Raw genomic sequence first — 18185 nt, 5'->3', positions numbered from 1 at the left:
ATCGCCGGCCCACACCGCCTATCTTTGTCGGCGTGAGTTCACCGGTTCGTCGTCCCACGCCCCATCCGTCGGGCGCCACCCCGCCCCCGATCCCGCGCGACCTGGTGCCCCGGCACGTCGCGATCGTCATGGACGGCAACGGTCGGTGGGCCAAGGAACGTGGTCTGCCGCGTACGGCGGGCCACGAACAGGGGAGAGCTCGCTGTTCGACGTGGTCGAAGGTGCCATCGAGATCGGCGTGAAGGCCGTCTCCGCCTACGCCTTCTCCACGGAGAACTGGTCGCGCTCGCCCGACGAGGTGCGTTTCCTCATGGGCTTCAACCGCGACGTGATCCGACGGCGCCGCGACGAGATGCACGCACTCGGCGTACGGGTGCGGTGGGCGGGACGAGCACCTCGCCTGTGGAAGTCGGTGATCAAGGAACTCCAGATCGCCGAGGAGATGACCAAGGACAACAAGGTCGCGACCCTGACGATGTGCGTCAACTACGGCGGGCGGGCCGAGGTCGCCGATGCGGCGAAGGCCCTCGCCCACGACGTGGCGGCGGGCAGGTTGAAGCCCGACAAGGTCGATGAGAAGACCTTCGCGCGCTATCTCTACGTGCCCGAGTTGGCCGATGCCGACCTGATCTGGCGTACGTCGGGGAGCAGCGGCTCTCCAACTTCATGCTGTGGCAGGCCGCCTATGCGGAGTTCGTCTACTCCGACGTGCTCTGGCCGGACGTGGACCGACGCCACCTGTGGCAGGCCATCGACACCTACGCACGCCGGGACCGCCGCTACGGGACGGCCTGACCTACCCTCACCTCACCGAACGCGCGAACCTTCACTCAGAACGCGCGAACCCTCACTCGGTACGGCGGGGGTCAGCGGGCGCAGGTGGCACAGGTGCCGAAGATCTCCAAGGTGTGACTGACGTCGGAGAAGCCGTGCTCCCGGGAGACCTTCTCGGTCCACCGCTCGACGGTGGGGCCTTCGATCTCCACGGTGGCCCCGCACGAGCGACAGACCAGGTGGTGGTGGTGCGAGTCCGAGCAGCGGCGATAGGTGACCTCGCCCTCCTCGGTGCGCAGGGTGTCGACCTCATCTGCCTCGGCCATCCGTTGCAGTGACCGGTAGACGGTGGCCAGTCCGACCTGCTCGCCGGACTCGGTCAGCAGCGCATGGATCTGCTGCGCGCTGCGGAACCCCTCGAACGAGTCGAGCGCCTTGGCGACTGCCAGGCGCTGACGGGTGGGGCGGGGCTGTGACTCGGGTTGGGTCGGCTCAGTGCTCGTCATAGTGCTCTCCGTGGGCGGCGTGGCGGTGGCCGTCGTGCACGTAGTCGACGTGGTCACCGTGCGGCACTGCGGTGTGTCCGCAGTTGTCACCGTGTTCGTGTGGGTGTTCCCCGGTCGTGTGGTGGGACAGGGGTGGCAGTTCGTCGAAGGGTGCTCGTTGGCGCCGGCGGTGGCGCAGGTAGGCGCCCAAGGGCCAGGTGAGCGCGAAGAGGGCGAGGGAGAGCAGCACGATGGTCGGGCCGGGAGACACGCCGGCGACCTCGAAGGATGCCCAGGCTGCGATGAGCAGGCCGCCTACGGAGGAGACGAGTCCGACCGCCATGGCGCCGTACAAGGTGGCCTTGAAGCTGCGCATGATCTGCTGGGTCGCGGCGACGGGCACGATCATCAGCGCGGAGACCAGCAGCAGACCGACGGTGCGCATGGCGACGGTGACGGTGACGGCGGCGAGCACGGCGAGCAGCAGGTTGTAGGCGCGCACGTTGAGGCCGGACACCTTCGCGTACTCCTGGTCCTGCGCGACGGCGAAGAGCTGAGGGCCGAAGCCCAGGCCGATGACCATCACCACGGCGGCCAGGGCCATGGTCACCCACACGTCCTCGACCGAGATCGTCGTGATCGAGCCGAAGAGGAACTCCTGCAGGCGAGATGCCGACTGCCCGGCGATGCCGGTGATCAGCACGCCGCCGGCGATGCCGCCGTAGAAGAGCAGCGCCAGGGCGACGTCGCCGCCGCCGTTTCCGCGCTCTCGGATCACCTCGATGAGTACGGCGCCGAGGATGGCGACGATGACCGCCGTCCATGTCGGTGAGGTGTTGGTGAGCAGGCCGAGTGCGACGCCGGTGACGGCTACGTGCCCGAGGCCGTCACCCATGAGGGAGAGGCGGCGCTGCACCAGGTAGGTGCCGACGATCGGGGCGGAGAGACCCGTGAACACCGCGGCGAACATCGCCCGGATCATGAAGTCGTAGCTGAGGACCTCGATCACGGCAGCACCTCCTGGCTCGCGGAGTCGACGGGGAGGCGATCGTGGGGACGTGGTCCACGGGAGTGGGCTCGCGGTGGTGGTGATGATGGTGGTGACCGGGGCCGAAGAACGGGCCGTGGACCTCGTGGTCGGCCAGCGGGGCGCCGTCATAGGCAACCTGGCCGTCACGCATCACGACCGCTCGATCGATCAGCGGGGCAAGGGGGCCGAGCTCGTGGGCCACCAGGACGATGGTGACACCGCGACTCTTCAAGGTGGCGAGGGTGTCGGCGAGCGCCTGCTGGTTGGGCAGGTCGACGCCGGCGGTGGGCTCGTCGAGCAGCAACAGATCGGGCTCGCCGGCCAGGGCGCGAGCAATGAGGGCTCGTTGTTGCTGCCCCCGGAGAGCACGCTCACGCCGTCACGGCGACGGTCGAGGAGGCCGACCACCTCGAGGGCCTCCTTGATCGCGGCCCGGTCGCGGGGAGCAGGGGCCGCCCGAGCCGGCGACGGCCCAGGCGCCCGGTGCTGACGACCTCCCAGACCGAAGTGGGAACGCCGCCCGTGGCGGACGAGCGCTGGGGCACGAAGCCGACGCGCGACCACTCCTTGAAGCGGGGCAGCGGGACCCCGAAGACCTCCACCGAACCCCTCGAGAGCGGGCGCAGGCCGGTCAGCGCCCGCAACAGCGTGGACTTGCCGGAGCCGTTCGCCCCCATGAGGGCGATGAACTCACCGGTGCGCACGGTCAGGTTCACGTGGCGCAGCACCGGGCGCCCGGCGATCGGCACGGTCCCGTCGGTGATGGACAGCACCGGGGCGTCGTTCAGCATGCATTGGCCTTCTGGAGCTTGGTCAGGTTGCTGCGCATGAGCGACAGATAGTCCTCATCGGCAGTCTCGTCGGTGAGCCCCTCGATGGGGTCCAGCACCTCCAAGCGTACGCCCGCGTCGTCGGCGAGCGTCCGGGCGGACTTGTCGCTGGCGAGCCGCTCGGAGAAGACGGTGGTGATCTTCTCGTCCTTCACCAGGTTCTGCAGCCGGTGCTGGTCGGCGATGGTCGCCTCCGCGCCGGGGAGAGTCCGACGACGGCCTCGAAGTGCAGGCCGTAACGGGCCAGGTAGCCGAAAGCATCGTGATTGACGACGACGGTGTCCCGCTCGCAGGAGGCGAGGCCCTCGGTGTAGTCGTGGTCGAGCTGCTCGAGGTCGGCGCGCAGGTCGGCGGCGTTGTCGCGGATCTCGTCGGCGTGATCGGGCGCGAGCTCGATCATCTCGTCGGCGACGGCGTCAGTGACATCGGCCAGCAGCAACGGGTCCAGCCAGAAGTGGGGATCGAGGTCGCCGTGGTCGTGACCGTCGTGGGAGTCGCCGTGGTCGTGGCCCTCGTGGTCGTGCTCGTCGTGACCTTCGTGGTCGTGCTCGTCGTCATGACCTTCGTGGTCGTCGTGGTCGTGGTCCGCGGACTCCGCCTCGTGGTGGGCGTCGATCAGGTCGACGACGTCGGCCACGTCGAGCGTGCGGCCGCTGGCGTTCTGGGCCACGGTCTGGTCGACGGCCGGCTGGAAGCCGGATTCATAGATGACCAGTCCGGCCTCGGAGACGGCAGCCGTCGTGGAGATGCTCAGCGCGACGTCGTGCGCCTCCTGGCCCGGGGCCGTGAGCGTCAGGATGTCGAAGTGGTCGCCGCCGACGCGATCGGCGACGTACTCGAGGGGATAGAAGGCGACGGCCACCTGGTCGGACTCGGTCTCGCCGTCGCCGCCGGTGAGGGCCGAGGAGATGGCCGAGCAGCCGGAGGCAACCAGGGCGGTCGCGGCGAGGGGGACGAGCAGTCGCATGTTCATGAGAATCATTCTCATGCCATTTGAGAATGATTGTCAAACCGAGTTCGGGTAGGGTGGATCTTGAACCTGACGAGGTACGCCGTACCAGGTCCAAGGAACGACGGCGTCGACCGTCCGGGACACCCCCGGCGGCTGATTGTGGAGGTTTCCTCATGGCCTGGTTGGTGCTGATCGTGTCCGGAATGTTCGAAACCGTGTGGGCGGTGGCGCTCGCCGAGACCAAGGGATTCACCCGGCTGATGCCCAGCGTCGTCTTCGGCGGAGCCTTGGTCGTGAGCATGGCTGGGCTGGCCATCGCGTTGCGGAGCATCCCGGTGGGCACGGGCTACGCCGTCTGGGTCGGGATCGGTGCCGTGGGCACCGCGATCTACGGCATGGCTGCCCTGGGGGAGCCGGTGACCGTGCTGCGGTCCCTGTGCCTGATGCTCATCGTGGCCGGCGTCGTCGGACTGAAGTTCGCCCACTGATGTTCGTCGTCAACCGCTTCCGGGTGCCGGTCGCCGAGGCCGAGGGATTCCGCGAGCAGTTGGAGCGGGTGCAGGCCTTGTACGCCGCAGCTCCCGGCCACCTCGCCGGCGGGATCGGACGCAATCTCGACGACCCGGAGCTTTGGGTGCTGCAGTCCGCGTGGGCAGGTGTCGGCGCCTATCGTCGCGCCCTCGCCGGTCACGAGGCGAAGCTGCTCGCGGTGCCACTGCTGAGCCGCGCGATCGATGAGCCGAGCGCCTTCGAGGAGGTGCGCGACGGCGTACCCCTGGGAGACCTTGACCGGGTGATCGAGGGCCGTGACCCGGAGGCGCGTGGGGGCCGGCGGGACCACTAGGCTGGGGATGCGCGTCGGCAGCCGGTCGGCGCATCCGATCACAGGAGCAGAAACACCGTGGCAAAGCCCCCGCATCCGCCGTTGACCAGGTCGTCTCGCTTGCCAAGCGGCGAGGTTTCGTCTTCCCCTGCGGTGAGATCTACGGCGGTACCCGGTCGGCATGGGACTACGGCCCGCTCGGTGTGGAGCTCAAGGACAACATCAAGCGCCAGTGGTGGAAGGCGATGGTGCAGGGCCGCGACGACGTCGTCGGGCTCGACTCCAGCATCATCCTGCCGCGCGAGACCTGGGTCGCCTCGGGGCACGTCGACACCTTCAACGACCCGCTGACCGAGTGCCAGTCGTGTCACAAGCGCTACCGCTACGACCACCTGCAGGAGGCGTACGCGGAGAAGAAGGGCATCGACAACCCGGACGACGTGGACCTCAAGGACGTCGCGTGCGCCAACTGCGGCACCCGCGGTGCGTGGACCGAGCCCCGTGAGTTCTCCGGCATGCTCAAGACCCACCTCGGGGTGCTCGAGGACGAGTCCGGGCTGCACTACCTGCGCCCCGAGACCGCCCAGGGCATCTTCCTCAACTTCGCCAACGTGCTGACCTCCAGCCGCCGCAAGCCGCCCTTCGGCATCGCCCAGATCGGCAAGAGCTTCCGCAACGAGATCACGCCGGGCAACTTCATCTTCCGCACTCGTGAGTTCGAGCAGATGGAGATGGAGTTCTTCGTCAAGCCGGGCGAGGACGAGGAGTGGCACAAGTACTGGATCGCGGAGCGCACCCGGTGGTACACGGATCTTGGTATCAACCCCGACAACCTGCGCCACTTCGAGCACCCGCTGGAGAAGCTGAGCCACTACTCCAAGGGCACCATCGACATCGAGTACCGCTTCGGTTTCTCCGGTTCGGAGTGGGGCGAGCTCGAAGGCATCGCCAACCGCACCGACTTCGACCTCACCACGCACGGCAAGCACTCCGGCACCGACCTGTCCTACTTCGACCAGGCGTCCAACGAGCGCTACGTGCCCTACGTGATCGAGCCGGCGGCCGGGCTGGGGCGCACGCTGATGACCTTCCTGGTCGACGCCTACACCGAGGACGAGGCGCCCAACACGAAGGGCGGCGTCGACAAGCGCACCGTGCTCAAGCTCGACCCGCGGCTGGCGCCGGTCAAGGTCGCCGTGCTCCCGCTCTCGCGCAATGCGGACCTGTCGCCCAAGGCGAAGGACCTCGCAGCCGAGCTGCGCCGCAACTGGAACGTCGACTTCGACGACTCCGGCGCCATCGGTCGCCGCTACCGCCGCCAGGACGAGATCGGTACGCCGTTCTGCGTCACCGTCGACTTCGACACCCTCGAGGACAATGCGGTCACCGTGCGCGAGCGCGACACGATGAGCCAGGAGCGGATCAGCCTTGACCGGGTGTCGGCGTACTTCGCCGAGCGCCTGCTGGGGGCCTGATCACGCGTCCGAAGCGGAAACCCCACGTGTCCCTGCCGGGGAATGACATCTCGGCAGGGACAATGGGCCGCATGAATTCTCGTCCTGCTCGTCTCGGCGCGTTCCTGCTCGCCTCCGCCCTCGTCCTGTCCGCCTGCGGGCTCGGGGACGACAAGGACGACAGCAAGAAGGAGAAGACCTCGGAGTCCGCGGCTCCCACGGCCGAGGGCACGCCTGCGGTGGGGGACAACGGCTTCACGACATGGGGCGCAGACCTGGAGTTCGGCGAGACGGCCCGCGTGCCGTGGTCGCCGAAGCAGAAGCTCAAGGGTGCCGTCGAGATCACGCTCAAGCGCGTCGAGCAGGCGCCGATGAAGTCGTTCGAGGGCTTCAAGCTGACCGCCGAGCAGAAGAAGGGCACCGCCTACTACGTGCGGGCCAAGGTGGAGAACGTCGGCAACGCCGATCTCTCCGGCTTCACGTTGCCCGTCTATCTCGACGACGGGTCCGACGTGATCTATCCGCCGGTCAACATCCCGTCGTCGTTCAAGCCCTGCGACAACAGGGAGTTGCCGAAGAAGTTCATTCCCGGCAAGAAGGCCCAGGTCTGCATGGTCTTCCTCTCCGCCCCCGGGACCCAGATGAAGGCCATTGCCCTGCAACCGGCCGAGGGCATCGACCAGATCGAGTGGACCGGTGCGGTCAGTGAGCTCGGCAAGGCCAAGCAGGGCAAGAACAAGAAGAAGGCGAAGAAGTCCAACTGAGCATCGGCTGATTTGGGGCGTCCGTCGTCAGGTCGGACAATGGCTGGGTGTCGTTGCAACTCGGTTCCCTGAATCTCGCCAGCCCGGTGGTGCTGGCGCCGATGGCTGGCATCACCAATGCCGCCTTCCGGCGCCTGTGCCTGGAGCAGATGGCCGAGCACGGCACGGGTGCCTTCGTCTGCGAGATGATCACGTCGCGCGGCCTGGTCGAGGGTGACTCGATGACGAAGGCCATGCTGACCTTCGATGAGATCGAGACCACCCGCAGCGTGCAACTCTACGGCACGGATCCGGCCTACTTGTCGAAGGCTGCCGAGATCCTGTGCGCCGACTACGGGGTGGCTCACATCGACCTCAACTTCGGCTGCCCGGTGCCCAAGATCACTCGCAAGGGTGGCGGGGGTGCCCTGCCCTACAAGCGGGGGCTGCTGGCCGACATCCTCGAGCAGACGGTGAAGGCCGCGGCGCCCTACGACGTGCCAGTCACGATGAAGACCCGGATGGGCATCGACGACGAGCACCTCACCTACCTGGATGCCGGGCGCATCGCCCAGGAGACCGGCGTCGCAGCCATTGCGCTGCACGGCCGCACGGTGGTGCAGGCCTACTCCGGCGTCGCCGACTGGGACGCCATCGGGGAACTCGTCGCATCCGTCGACATCCCGGTGCTCGGCAACGGTGACATCTGGGAGGCAGCCGATGCATTGCGCATGGTCGAGCAGACCGGTGCCGCCGGGGTCGTCGTCGGCCGTGGCTGCCTGGGGCGTCCGTGGCTCTTCCGTGACCTGTCGGCTGCGTTCGCGACCGGGACCGACACGACCACGACGTTGCCCACGCTCGGCGAGGTGACGGTCATGATGCGCCGCCACGCCGAACTGCTGAGCCAGCACATGGGGGAGGAGCGCGGTTGCAAGGAGTTCCGCAAGCACGTCTCCTGGTACCTCAAGGGATTTCGTGCGGGCGGCACGCTGCGGCACTCGTTGGCGCTGGTCAGCACGCTTGCGGAGCTCGACACGCTGCTGGCCGAACTCGACCCGGCGGAGCCGTTCCCAGTGGCCGAGCTGGGTACGCCGCGGGGTCGCCAGGGCGCGCCGCGCAAGCGAGTGGTGCTCCCCGACGGCTGGCTGGACGACACCGACGGCAGCGACTGTGCCCTCGTCGAGGACGTCGACTCCTCGTCCGGCGGCTGAGCCTCCGCGCACCGGCGATGTGGGTGACCGCATGGTGAGTTGGGTCTCCGCGCATGGGATTTCTTGGTTGAAATGTGTTTCACTCGATCCTCGTGCCCGCTTCGGCCACTCGCTGTCGCGGGCACAGACCTGTCAGCTGAAGCAAAGGAACAGGCCCTGTGGCCAGTCCCCGACATCGCCTAGCACCGCCGCCGCGCCGAAAGATCTCGGTCGCGAAGGTTGCCGCCCCCATCGCCTCCCTGGCCACCCTCGCCACCGTGGGAGCGGGCGTCCTCATCGCCAACCCGCCGAGCGACTCCGGCCCGGCAAGCGCCTCGATCGGCAACGTCCTCACCTCGACCGCCACCGCACTTGCGGAGCAGACCCGTCCCGAGCAGGTCTCCCGCAGCGCGACGCGCGACGAGAACCTGACCGGCGGGGCGACGTACTCCCGCAAGGCCGTCCAGGCCGACACCAAGGCCGCCGTGAAGAAGGCGAAGGACGAGCGGTGGACGACCGAGGGTCTCAACCTGTGGAGCTCGGCACTCGCCGACGCGACCCAGGTCGGTGAGATCGAGGCAGGCGAGAAGGTGCTGATCACGGGGCGGGAGTCCGGCGAGCGCGCCGAGATCGTCGTGAAGGGCGAGGCCCGTTGGGTGACCGCCAAGTACCTCTCCGACGAGAAGCCGCTGGACAACGGGGTCGGTGGCGTCTGCAGCAACGGCACCTCAGTGGCCCCGGGCGTGAGCGCCAACATCGTGAAGGTGCACCAAGCCGTCTGCGCCCGATTCCCGGAGATCTCCACCTATGGCACCTTCCGGGGCGACGGTGAGCACTCGCAGGGCCTTGCGGTCGACATCATGGTCAGCGGCGCCCGTGGCTGGGAGATCGCCGACTACATCCGTGCCAACTACCAGGCGCTGGGCGTCTCCTACGTCATCTACTCGCAGAAGATCTGGTCGGTCCAGCGCTCCGGTGAGGGTTGGCGGGGGATGTCCAATCGTGGCTCCACCACCGCCAACCACTACGACCACGTGCACGTCACGACCTACTGAGACAGGCCGCCGCTGCACGCGTTGCTCTAGGCTGGAAGCGTGAGCGACTGGAAACCGAGCTCCTACCCCTCGTTGAGCCCCTACCTGATCTGCCAGGACGCCGAGGGACTCATCGCCTTCCTCCAAGCAGCCTTCGGCGCGACGGTGGAGCGACGTTTCGACCGCCCGGACGGAACGCTGATGCACGCTGAGGCCAGGATCGACGACAGCATCGTGATGATCGGTGGGGGCGCGACCGAGATCGAAAGTGCGCCCGCACACCTGCATCTCTACGTCGAGGACGCGCGCACCACCTTCGATCGGGCGATCGCTGCCGGCGCAGTCGTCGTCCGTGAGCCGGAACAGGCAACCGAGGACGACGACCTGCGTGGTGGGGTGCAGGACCCCTGGGGCGTCACCTGGTGGGTTGCCACCCAGCCCACGCCGCCGCACCCGATGCCCTGACCGGACGTCATGGCTGCGTGGACAGGCCAGCTCCTGGCCCGGGCACGTCTCGCCCGGCGGCCACGTGGTCGCAGGCGAGGGCGAGAGGTCACGGGCAACGGTCAGCGATGAGTGTCCCTTGTGGTCGAACCCCGGCGTCGACGCGGGTGCGGATGTCGGAGACAGTGAAGCCTGCCTCCTCGACTCGAGCCGTCAGCTGGTCGACCGGCCAGAAGTAGGCGGTCGTCACGGCGTGGTCGAACGGGGTGAGCTCGGGGCCAAGGAAGAAGCCGAGCAGCAGGCTGCCGCCCGGCCGGATGCACCGGGCGAACTCCTCGAGGAGAGCGGGGAGGTGTGTCGGAGCGGTGTGGATGAGTGAGTACCATGCGAGCACTCCACCCAAGCTGGCGTCGTCCGCGTCGAGGCACCCAGCGTCCCCGACGCGAAACGCGACTCCCGGATGGCTCCGACGAGCAGCCTCGACGAACGCTGGCACGGGATCGACCCCTTCGACATCCACCCCGTTCTCGTGGAGGAAGCCCGTCCACTGACCCGGGCCGCAGCCTACGTCGACGATCCGCCCGCGGACGGCCCGGGCCCAGGCGAGAAGGTGGCCGCGGTCCTGCTCGGCCGCAGCCTCGATGGTGCCGAACAGATCGATGTACTCCGTCGCTCGTGCGGTGTAGGCGGAACGAACTGTCTCCAACGACATGACGTGATCCTAGGGACGTACGACGCGCGGACAACAGCCGAAGTCCGCAGGCGTGGGCCTTGCACGCGCATTTCGCCGGAATCGCTCGCATCAACTCGACACGTGGGGAGTTGGGGTGTGCGGGCCGGGTCAGGATCCGGGCCCGGCCGGGCTAGGGTCGGCGTGCCATGAACGAGGACCTCTACGACGATGCCGACCGCGAGCGGCTGGTGCCGGAGCTGCCCAAACGCGTGATCGCGCCGACCCGCGCGCCCTTCGAGCGGGACCGGGCCCGCGTCGTACACGCTGCTGCGTCGCGGCGGTTGGCCGCCAAGACGCAGGTGGTCGGGCCGCAGAGTGACGACTTCGTCCGCAACCGACTCACCCACAGCCTCGAGGTCGCCCAGATCGCCCGTGACCTTGCCCGGGCGCTGGGCTGCAGCCCCGACCTCGCCGAGACCGCGGCGCTCGCCCACGACCTCGGGCACCCGCCCTTCGGGCACAACGGGGAGACGGTGCTCGATGCGCTGGCTGCCGACTGCGGTGGGTTCGAGGGCAACGCGCAGACACTGCGCATCCTGACCCGCCTCGAGGCCAAGACCTTCGACGCCGACGGTGGCTCGGTCGGGCTCAACCTGACCCGCGCGACCCTCGACGCGTGCACGAAGTATCCGTGGGCGCGGCCCCCGGAGGGCGGCAAGTTCGGCGCGTACGCCGACGACCTGCCCGTTTTCGCCTGGATGCGTCGGGGAGCTCCCGAGCGCCAGCTGTGCGTCGAGGCCCAAGTGATGGACCTGGCCGACGACGTCGCCTACTCGGTGCACGACGTGGAGGACGGCGTGGTCGCCGGCAGCATCGATCTGCTGTGGCTCGAGGACGACGTTCGACGGCAGGAGGTGTGGGAGACCGTGCGTGGGTGGTACCTGCCGGACGCCGGCGATGACGTGCTCGACGACGCTTGGCGGGCCATGCGGGTGATGCAGAGCTGGCCGACCACGCAGTGGGACGCGAGCCGTCGGTCGACGGCTGCGCTGAAGAACCTCACCAGCGACCTGATCGGTCGTTTCTGCGGGGCAGCACAGGCAGCCAACGGACCGGACCCGGTGCGGCGGTTCACGGCAGATCTCGTGGTTCCCGATGACACGCTGCTGGAGATCACCGTGCTCAAGGGCGTCGCCGCCCACTTCGTGATGCAGAGCGGGGAGCGGAGGACGATCATGGCCGAGCAGCGTGAGTTGGTCGCCGAGCTCGTCGAGATGCTCGACGGACGGCCTGAGCTGATGGCCCGAGAGTTCGCCGACGACTTCGCCGAAGCAGCCGACGACGGTGCCCGACTCCGCGTCGTGATCGACCAGGTTGCCTCGCTCACCGACGCCTCGGCGACGGCTTGGCACGCGCGACTGACCCGCGGGTGACCGTGGCCCGCAGGACTCGTCGTACGTCGCGCAGGAAGACCGCTCAACCGATCCCCACCGCGGGGCCTGAGGAGCGGGTGTGGGTGCTCGACATCCCCTACGGCACGCAGGTCACCGGCGCGCGCTGGCATACGACGCTCAAGACCCACCTGTACGTCGGCGCCCAGCTCCCGGAGCCGATGGCGGCGTACTCGCCCCGGCCCTACACGCTGGGCCGCTTCATCGAGAACACCCTCAACCCGACGGACCGGCTCCCGTACCCGGCAGCGACCGGTGAACTCGAGCCTCGAGCATTGCAGCTCGACGGAGCGGAGGCGATCGCCCGCCGGGCCGATGCGGGCGGGCGTCAGTTCCTGCTCGCCGACGAACCGGGTGTGGGCAAGACGATCACCGCCGTGCTCGGCGCGCGAGCGGTGGGGAAGCTGCGGGGCGCGAAGCGGGTGCTCGTCGTCGCGGACCGCCCGGCCGAGATCACGATCGGCCACTGGTGTCGCACGATCGCCGCGATCGGGGACGGCGGTATGGACTGGGTGGTGATCACCTGGGACCGCTTGGAGAAGGTCGCGGCACACGAGTGGGACGTCGTCATCGCCGACGAGGCGCAGGCCGTCCGCAACACCACCACGAAGCGGTGGCAGCACTGGGTGAAGGTGTCCGGACTGACCAAACCGCACGCCAAGGCGCCGTTCGTCATCGCCGCGACCGCGACGCCCGGACACACGCCCCTGGAGCTGCCCTACTTGATCCCTGCGTATGCGCAGGAGCTCGAGCAGACGGTCGGCGACTGGTATGCAGCGGCGAAGACGGCGCGGCTCAAGGCGTTCGCCGATGCGCTGGAGCGCGAGGGGATCGGCATCGAACGTGGCCGCTACGGCCCGTCGTGGACCGAGGATCCACGGCGCAGAGCCACGGACCTGCGGCTGGTGCGGGGCTGGCTCGCCGCGGCCGAGCCACCCGCGATGATCCACCGTGCGGCTCCGTGGGGGCCGGTGCCGATCTCCGGCATGCCGGTCACACTCACCCCTGCCGAGCGGGCGGCGTACGACGCGGAATGGGGTGAGTTCTGCGCCGAGATGAATCTGGCCCGTCGAGGCCGCAACGTGGCGCGTGGCCGGGCCGCGTTGCTGCGCTTCCGCCAGAAGGCCGGGCTGATCCGCGTCGACTCGACCGTGGAGTGGATCGCGCAACAGGTGGAAGCGGATCGGCAGGTGGCCTGTTCGGTGGAGTTCGTGGGCACGGCCGCTGACCCGATCGTGGAGCGGTTGCAGGACAAGGGGGTCGACGTCGCCTGCCTCTACGGACAGGGACGCTTCGATCCGGAGGCCGAGCGGTTGCGATTCCAGACCGGCGCGGCGCCCGTGGCGGTGCTGACCGTCGTGGCATCGATCAGCCTGCACGCCGGAGAGCTGCTCCCCGACGGGTTGACGGCCTCGACCACCCCGCGCGTCGGCGTGTTCCACCAGGCGCGGTTCTCCGGCATCGCGGGTCGGCAGATCACCGGCCGCACCCATCGCGATCACCAGGTCTCGCCGTGGCACATCGCCTACGCGGAGGACACCGTCGAGGAGCGGGTGGGGCGGGTCATGGTGGAGCGGATCGCGGCGGCCTCCGACGCCGTCGGCGGCGACACCAGGGGCCTGGCGGTGGTGGCCGACCTGCTCGGCGCCGACTGGCTCCCGACGTCCAGCCTCACCGAGTCCGGGCAGGCGTGATCCACAGGTGACTCCGGTCGGGCAGCCGGGTTTCGGTCGTGCTGCGTAGACTCCGGATGTGGCCGGGCGAATCAGGGAAGACGACATCGCCGAAGTCCGCGAGAAGGCGCGGATCGACGAGGTCGTCTCTGCCTATGTGACGTTGCGCAACGCCGGTGGCGGCTCGATGAAGGGACTCTGCCCCTTCCACGACGAGAAGTCGCCCTCCTTCAACGTCAATCCGTCGCGCCAGTTCTTCCACTGCTTCGGCTGTGGTGAGGGCGGTGACGTCTTCAGCTTCTTGATGAAGATCGACGGGCTCGGCTTCAGCGAGGCCGTCGAGCGGCTGGCGGAGCAGTTCAACGTGGAGCTCCGTCGGGTCGACGGCGACGACGGGCCGCAGCAGCGCAAGGGACCGCAGCGCAGCAAGCTGATCTCGGCCAACCGGATGGCGCAGGAGTTCTACGCCGCCCAGCTCACCACCCCTGACGCCTTGGCCGCGCGTCAGTTCCTGGCGGGCCGCGGGTTCGACAAGGAGGTCGCCGATGTCTTCGGCATCGGCTTCGCTCCCCGCAGCGGCGAGGCACTCCACAAACACCTGCGCCAAGGTGGCTTCACCGACGAGGAGCTCGTCGTCGCCGGCCTCGTCGGGCAGAGCAGCCGTGGCCACTACGACCGTTTCCGTGGCCGGCTGCTGTGGCCGATCCGCGACTCCGCAGGCGACACGATCGGCTTCGGTGCCCGTCGTCTCTTCGACGACGACCGCATCGAGGCGAAGTACCTCAACACTCCGGAGACGCCGCTCTACAAGAAGTCGCAGGTGCTCTACGGCATCGACCTCGCACGCACCGAGATCGACCGCACCACCCGCGCGGTGATCGTGGAGGGCTACACCGACGTGATGGCCTGCCACGTGGCCGGGGTGAAGACGGCCGTCGCATCCTGCGGCACCGCGTTCGGCGACGACCATGCCAAGCTGCTGCGACGCTTCCTCGATCATCAGAAGGGTGGTCAGGGCGAGGTCATCTTCACCTTCGACGGTGATGCCGCGGGCCAGAAGGCCGCGATGAAGGCCTTCGAGGGTGACCACAACTTCCTTGCACAGACCTACGTGGCGGTCGAGGCTTCGGGCCTGGACCCGTGCGACCTGCGCCTGGAGAAGGGTGACGAGGCGATCCGCGAGCTCATCGAGGGCCGGGTGCCGCTCTACAGATTCGTGCTCGGCAACGTGCTGGCCCGTTTCGATCTCGACCGTGCCGACTCCCGCGTCGACGCCTTGCGCGAGGCGGCGGGGCTGGTGCACAGCGTGCGCGACAAGACCAAGGTCGAGGCCTTCACCCGCGAGCTCGCCAGCAGCATCGGGGTCGACATCGATGAAGCCCGTCGCGAGGTCAACAAGGCAGCGCGTAGGCCGAAGGGACAGCCGCAGGTGACGCTGCGCCGTACGCCCGAGGCTCCTGCCGTCGAGGAGAAGCCGAAGCCGCGCGCCCTGCCGATGCCCGATCCGCGCGATCCGCGGATCACCTTGGAGCGGGAGACGATCAAGCTGGTGCTGCACCACGCAGACGTGGTCTCCCGCATTGCCGACCCGCTCACGCCGGAGGAGTTCCAGCACCCCGCCTACCGGGTGTTGTGGACGCAGATCGTCGCTGCCGGCGGCGCGTCCGCGGCACACCCCGGCTGGGTGGCGGAGCTGCGTGACACCGCAACCGACCCGACCGTGGCCAGGCTCGTGGTGGCGCTGAGCGTCGAACCGATCCGTTCGTCGAAGGAGCCAGACGCCGCGTTCGTGCGCAGCTTCGTCTCGCGGTTGCAGGAGATGGCGGTGGCGCGCAGGATCGCCGACCTCACCTCCAAGCTGCAGCGGAGCGACCCCTCGGGGCCCGACTATCAGCAGGTCTCTGCCTCCCTCATGGAGGCGGAACGGCGCCGGCGTTCGTTGCGCGAGGTCTCGATGGGGTTGCAGTGATCGGGCGTCGTCTTCCTGAGGAGGTACGGCGCCTCCCGCTCCCGCGTGGCGAGCGCGTCCTGGCCCACGCGGTCACCCGGGATGGTCTCGCGGTGGTCGGGACGCGCGAGGCATTGCACCTGGGGGAGCAGCGGATCGGCTGGGAGCACGTGCACCGGGCCGACTGGGATCCTGACGAAGCCCGCTTGACGGTGAGCGAGGTGGGGAGTTCGGCGCCGAGCGGCCCTCCCACGTGCTGATGCTGGACGAGCCCGGCAGGCTGCTGGAGCTGGTCCGGGAGCGTGTGACCGCCACGATGGTCTTGCAGCGGCACGTGCCGATCAGCGGCGCCAAGGGGGTGTTCGTCATCGGTCGGCGCGCACCGGGTGGTGAGATCACCTGGTACTTCGACTTCGAGTGGGGCGTCGATCCCACCGACCCCGACGTGTTGCGCCGTGCTCGCGAGGCGATGGCGCAGGTGCGCGCCGACTACGGCGTCTGAAGCGGCCGGCACGCCGGTGACGGTGTAGGACCCTGATTTCGCCTCCGCCGGCACTCCTTGCTACTGTTTCACCGCTGCCAAGCGATCCCCTGTAGCTCAACTGGCAGAGCATTCGGCTGTTAACCGGAGGGTTGTTGGTTCGAGTCCAACCGGGGAGCACAGAAGCGAAGAGGCCCTGAACGGAAACGTTCAGGGCCTCCGCCAATTTCACGACGTCCTCAAGCGTGAGGTCAGTCTCCGGCGTGAGCGCGAGACGGCGCTGTGTCCACATGTGGGAAACGCCGAGACGGTGGCCCAGCTCGCGCTTGCTCACGCCCTGGCGGCCCATCTCGGCCCGGATCTCGGCAGCGAGCATCGCTGAAGGCGTTTCAAGAGTCATTGCAGTCATGCCGTGAATCATAGGCAGCGAGCTGTGCCGTTGTCACGCTTCGCGATCAACTCGACACGCCGTCGTGGCAGTCGGCGTTGCGATTGAACGGTTTCCGTGCAATCCTCCTGGCCATGAATGACAACGGTGTAACTCAGTTCGACCTGGCGGTCGACCACCTCGCGACGGCGCAGGTCTACGCCGACCACATCGCGTCGCTGCACGAGCAGCGCGCCAACGGCGAGGGCGACGCCGCCCAGCTCGGCCGGATGATCGGGGAGGCCAACAGCCAGCTCGGGTTCGCGCTCAAGGCCGCTGGCATCCGCGCCACGCTGGCAGTCGCCGAGGCCACCGCCAACGCAGCGCGTGGGTCGATGACCCTGACCAAGGCGCAACTCTCCGACCTCACCTTCGGCCGGAGCATGGACACCAAGATCGGCTCAGTGTTGCGAGCGGAGTTCCCGGATCTCGTCACTCAGGGTGAGGACAGCGTCAGCGAGGTTGGTGATGTGGCCGATCGCGTGCCCGAGCCGATCGGCGAGGGCCTCCCTGTCGTCGGTGATGGGGAATGTGGACACGTCGGTTGCGAACAGGCGTGCTGCCTCGATGGCGGATCTGTTGATGGGCATGAATCTTCCTCTACGGACGGTTGTGGAGATTGCACCGTAGAGGAGACCCCCGACGAGTCCCCGGCTCCCGAGGCCGGGGACCCGTCGGACGGGGACGAGTTGTGACGGGCGCGTTCTGGGACTGGGCTGACGCGATGGCCCACGCCCTCGCCAAACACCGTGAGACGGGCCGTAGGTACGCGGTCAAGCGTCGCCGGTGCTGGTGGCGCCAAGGGGACCCCGAGGCACTGTCTGTCGGCTGGACGGTGCGGGAGATCACCGCATGATCGCCCTGCTCGACGCCGTCTACGTCCTCGGCCTCCTCGCCGCCCTTGCTGGGCTGGTCTACCTCGCGGTGGTGCAACCCGAATGGTGACCCCCGACGTTCGTATCAACTTCACCGCCGACACTGAGGCGGCTTGGGCAGTCCTCGACGCCCTCGCTGACGAGCTGCAAGCCCTCATCGGGGGTGACGCGCCGTGAGGACTCTGCCGTGTCGCGTCGATCCCGACATGTGGTTCGACTGGGAGACTCGGGGATCCAGCACCGAGGGTTACGCCCGCATCGCTGAGGCCAAGGCCCTGTGTCGGCAGTGCCCCGTCAAGGCGGCATGCTTGGCCGAAGCGGAGCGCATCGAGGACGGTGTCGCGGACCGCACGTGGGGGATTTGGGGCGGCCTCACCCCCGAGGAACGGATCAGTCGTCGCGGCAGGCGCCGCAAGGCGGTGGCCTGATGGCCCGCCGCCGCGAACGCGAAGCACCCGACATGGCCGCGATGGTCGAGCGGATCGCCCGGGGCATGGTCCGGCGTGCCGCTGACGGCGACCTCGAAGTGCTCTCGGCCCTGCGCACCATGCGCGCCGCGATCGACACCGCGTGTATCGACGCCGCGCGCGAGCTCAACGACTTCGACGGTGGCCGGTACTCGTGGGCCGAGATCGGCGCCCAGTTGGGCATCACGAGGCAGGCCGCGTTCCAGGCGTTCGCCCGCCGCAAACCGACTGTTGACGACACCGACCGGTATGAGGGGTTGTTCTGATGGCCAGCAAGACGGAGACCGCCCAGCAGACGATCGCGCTGATCGCCCTGCTCAAGGCCCTGCCCACCCATCAGCTGTGCGACGTGCTGACCGGCCTCGACGCATCCCTGAACCACCCCACCGCCCCCGAGGACGGCCCACGCCGCCGGGGAAGCCCTGCCTGAC

The 18185-nt window shown here is 68.4% G+C and carries 22 protein-coding genes, 1 tRNA gene and 2 pseudogenes; 19 read left to right on the top strand and 6 right to left on the bottom strand.

Annotated elements, in window-relative coordinates:
• Positions 1-128: 128 nt before the first annotated feature.
• Positions 129-916, top strand: a pseudogene (gene uppS / locus L1066_RS25175) (polyprenyl diphosphate synthase).
• Here the strand turns inward: uppS and L1066_RS25170 are convergent.
• The 5 genes and pseudogenes from L1066_RS25170 to L1066_RS25150 form a co-directional block, all read right to left on the bottom strand.
• Positions 867-1280 carry a Fur family transcriptional regulator gene (locus L1066_RS25170; RefSeq protein ID WP_235739072.1) on the bottom strand — a complete coding sequence of 138 codons (414 nt, stop codon included), beginning with the start codon at positions 1278-1280 and terminating at the stop codon, positions 867-869. The pseudogene uppS and the gene L1066_RS25170 sit on opposite strands and share 50 nt — an antisense overlap.
• Positions 1267-2241: a metal ABC transporter permease gene (locus tag L1066_RS25165; protein WP_249225462.1), complete on the bottom strand. Its 975-nt coding sequence runs from the start codon at positions 2239-2241 to the stop codon at positions 1267-1269. The genes L1066_RS25170 and L1066_RS25165 overlap by 14 nt, the downstream gene beginning before the upstream one ends.
• Positions 2147-2614: an ATP-binding cassette domain-containing protein gene (locus tag L1066_RS25160; protein ID WP_235739192.1), complete on the bottom strand. Its 468-nt coding sequence runs from the start codon at positions 2612-2614 to the stop codon at positions 2147-2149. Before L1066_RS25160 ends, L1066_RS25165 begins: the two co-directional genes overlap by 95 nt.
• Before the next feature lie 46 nt (positions 2615-2660).
• Complete coding sequence (locus L1066_RS25155) at positions 2661-3080, bottom strand: ATP-binding cassette domain-containing protein (protein ID WP_235739070.1); 420 nt, start codon at positions 3078-3080, stop codon at positions 2661-2663.
• Positions 3074-4086 (bottom strand): annotated as a pseudogene (locus L1066_RS25150) (metal ABC transporter substrate-binding protein). Before L1066_RS25150 ends, L1066_RS25155 begins: the two are co-directional and overlap by 7 nt.
• Positions 4087-4244: 158 nt before the next feature.
• Here L1066_RS25150 and L1066_RS25145 point away from each other — a divergent pair.
• The 7 genes from L1066_RS25145 (at position 4245) to L1066_RS25115 (ending at position 9780) form a co-directional block, all read left to right on the top strand.
• The gene (locus tag L1066_RS25145) at positions 4245-4559 is read left to right on the top strand and encodes a DMT family transporter (protein WP_235739069.1); all 315 of its coding nucleotides are present in this window, start codon (positions 4245-4247) and stop codon (positions 4557-4559) included.
• Positions 4559-4915 (top strand): antibiotic biosynthesis monooxygenase, encoded by a 357-nt coding sequence (locus tag L1066_RS25140; protein ID WP_235739067.1) that lies wholly within the window; start codon positions 4559-4561, stop codon positions 4913-4915. Before L1066_RS25145 ends, L1066_RS25140 begins: the two co-directional genes overlap by 1 nt.
• Positions 4916-4947: 32 nt before the next feature.
• On the top strand, positions 4948-6369 hold the full coding sequence (locus L1066_RS25135) for a glycine--tRNA ligase (protein ID WP_235739191.1): 1422 nt from the start codon (positions 4948-4950) through the stop codon (positions 6367-6369).
• 71 nt (positions 6370-6440) lie between these two features.
• Entirely contained in the window at positions 6441-7112 is a 672-nt protein-coding gene (locus L1066_RS25130; protein ID WP_235739066.1) for a hypothetical protein, read from the top strand.
• 47 nt (positions 7113-7159) lie between these two features.
• On the top strand, positions 7160-8302 hold the full coding sequence (gene dusB / locus L1066_RS25125; protein ID WP_312008777.1) for a tRNA dihydrouridine synthase DusB: 1143 nt from the start codon (positions 7160-7162) through the stop codon (positions 8300-8302).
• Positions 8303-8460: 158 nt separating this feature from the next.
• Positions 8461-9336 (top strand): VldE C-terminal domain-containing protein, encoded by an 876-nt coding sequence (locus L1066_RS25120; protein WP_235739064.1) that lies wholly within the window; start codon positions 8461-8463, stop codon positions 9334-9336.
• A 39-nt stretch (positions 9337-9375) separates the two neighbouring features.
• The gene (locus tag L1066_RS25115) at positions 9376-9780 is read left to right on the top strand and encodes a VOC family protein (RefSeq protein ID WP_235739063.1); all 405 of its coding nucleotides are present in this window, start codon (positions 9376-9378) and stop codon (positions 9778-9780) included.
• Between the two features lie 88 nt (positions 9781-9868).
• On the opposite strand, the gene L1066_RS25110 is transcribed toward L1066_RS25115, so the two are convergent.
• The gene (locus L1066_RS25110) at positions 9869-10471 is read right to left on the bottom strand and encodes a class I SAM-dependent methyltransferase (protein ID WP_235739062.1); all 603 of its coding nucleotides are present in this window, start codon (positions 10469-10471) and stop codon (positions 9869-9871) included.
• Positions 10472-10638: 167 nt separating this feature from the next.
• Between L1066_RS25110 and L1066_RS25105 the strand changes: the two genes are divergently transcribed.
• The 11 genes from L1066_RS25105 (at position 10639) to L1066_RS25055 (ending at position 18184) form a co-directional block, all read left to right on the top strand.
• Positions 10639-11865 (top strand): deoxyguanosinetriphosphate triphosphohydrolase, encoded by a 1227-nt coding sequence (locus L1066_RS25105; protein ID WP_235739060.1) that lies wholly within the window; start codon positions 10639-10641, stop codon positions 11863-11865.
• Positions 11838-13577 (top strand): DEAD/DEAH box helicase, encoded by a 1740-nt coding sequence (locus tag L1066_RS25100; RefSeq protein ID WP_235739059.1) that lies wholly within the window; start codon positions 11838-11840, stop codon positions 13575-13577. The genes L1066_RS25105 and L1066_RS25100 overlap by 28 nt, the downstream gene beginning before the upstream one ends.
• Before the next feature lie 58 nt (positions 13578-13635).
• A complete protein-coding gene (dnaG, locus tag L1066_RS25095) occupies positions 13636-15525 on the top strand; it encodes a DNA primase (RefSeq protein WP_235739058.1) in 1890 nt (629 codons plus the stop codon).
• Positions 15522-15764: a hypothetical protein gene (locus tag L1066_RS25090; RefSeq protein WP_235739057.1), complete on the top strand. Its 243-nt coding sequence runs from the start codon at positions 15522-15524 to the stop codon at positions 15762-15764. Before dnaG ends, L1066_RS25090 begins: the two co-directional genes overlap by 4 nt.
• The gene (locus L1066_RS25085; RefSeq protein WP_235739055.1) at positions 15764-16006 is read left to right on the top strand and encodes a hypothetical protein; all 243 of its coding nucleotides are present in this window, start codon (positions 15764-15766) and stop codon (positions 16004-16006) included. Before L1066_RS25090 ends, L1066_RS25085 begins: the two co-directional genes overlap by 1 nt.
• A gap of 86 nt (positions 16007-16092) precedes the next feature.
• Positions 16093-16165: transfer RNA gene (locus L1066_RS25080), tRNA-Asn, on the top strand.
• Positions 16166-16507: 342 nt separating this feature from the next.
• Positions 16508-17107 carry a hypothetical protein gene (locus L1066_RS25075; protein WP_235739053.1) on the top strand — a complete coding sequence of 200 codons (600 nt, stop codon included), beginning with the start codon at positions 16508-16510 and terminating at the stop codon, positions 17105-17107.
• Positions 17104-17268 carry a hypothetical protein gene (locus L1066_RS25070; protein ID WP_235739052.1) on the top strand — a complete coding sequence of 55 codons (165 nt, stop codon included), beginning with the start codon at positions 17104-17106 and terminating at the stop codon, positions 17266-17268. Before L1066_RS25075 ends, L1066_RS25070 begins: the two co-directional genes overlap by 4 nt.
• A gap of 192 nt (positions 17269-17460) precedes the next feature.
• Complete coding sequence (locus tag L1066_RS25065; RefSeq protein ID WP_235739050.1) at positions 17461-17715, top strand: WhiB family transcriptional regulator; 255 nt, start codon at positions 17461-17463, stop codon at positions 17713-17715.
• Positions 17715-18020, top strand: coding sequence for a hypothetical protein (locus L1066_RS25060; RefSeq protein ID WP_235739049.1), 306 nt, complete (start codon positions 17715-17717; stop codon positions 18018-18020). The genes L1066_RS25065 and L1066_RS25060 overlap by 1 nt, the downstream gene beginning before the upstream one ends.
• Complete coding sequence (locus L1066_RS25055) at positions 18020-18184, top strand: hypothetical protein (protein WP_235739048.1); 165 nt, start codon at positions 18020-18022, stop codon at positions 18182-18184. The genes L1066_RS25060 and L1066_RS25055 overlap by 1 nt, the downstream gene beginning before the upstream one ends.
• The last annotated feature ends 1 nt before the right edge of the window (position 18185 follow it).

This window comes from Nocardioides alcanivorans (genome assembly GCF_021555175.1).
GTDB lineage: Bacteria > Actinomycetota > Actinomycetes > Propionibacteriales > Nocardioidaceae > Nocardioides > Nocardioides alcanivorans.
Note: the sequence above shows the minus strand (reverse complement) of the source record. Positions and strands in the feature narration are given on the sequence as shown.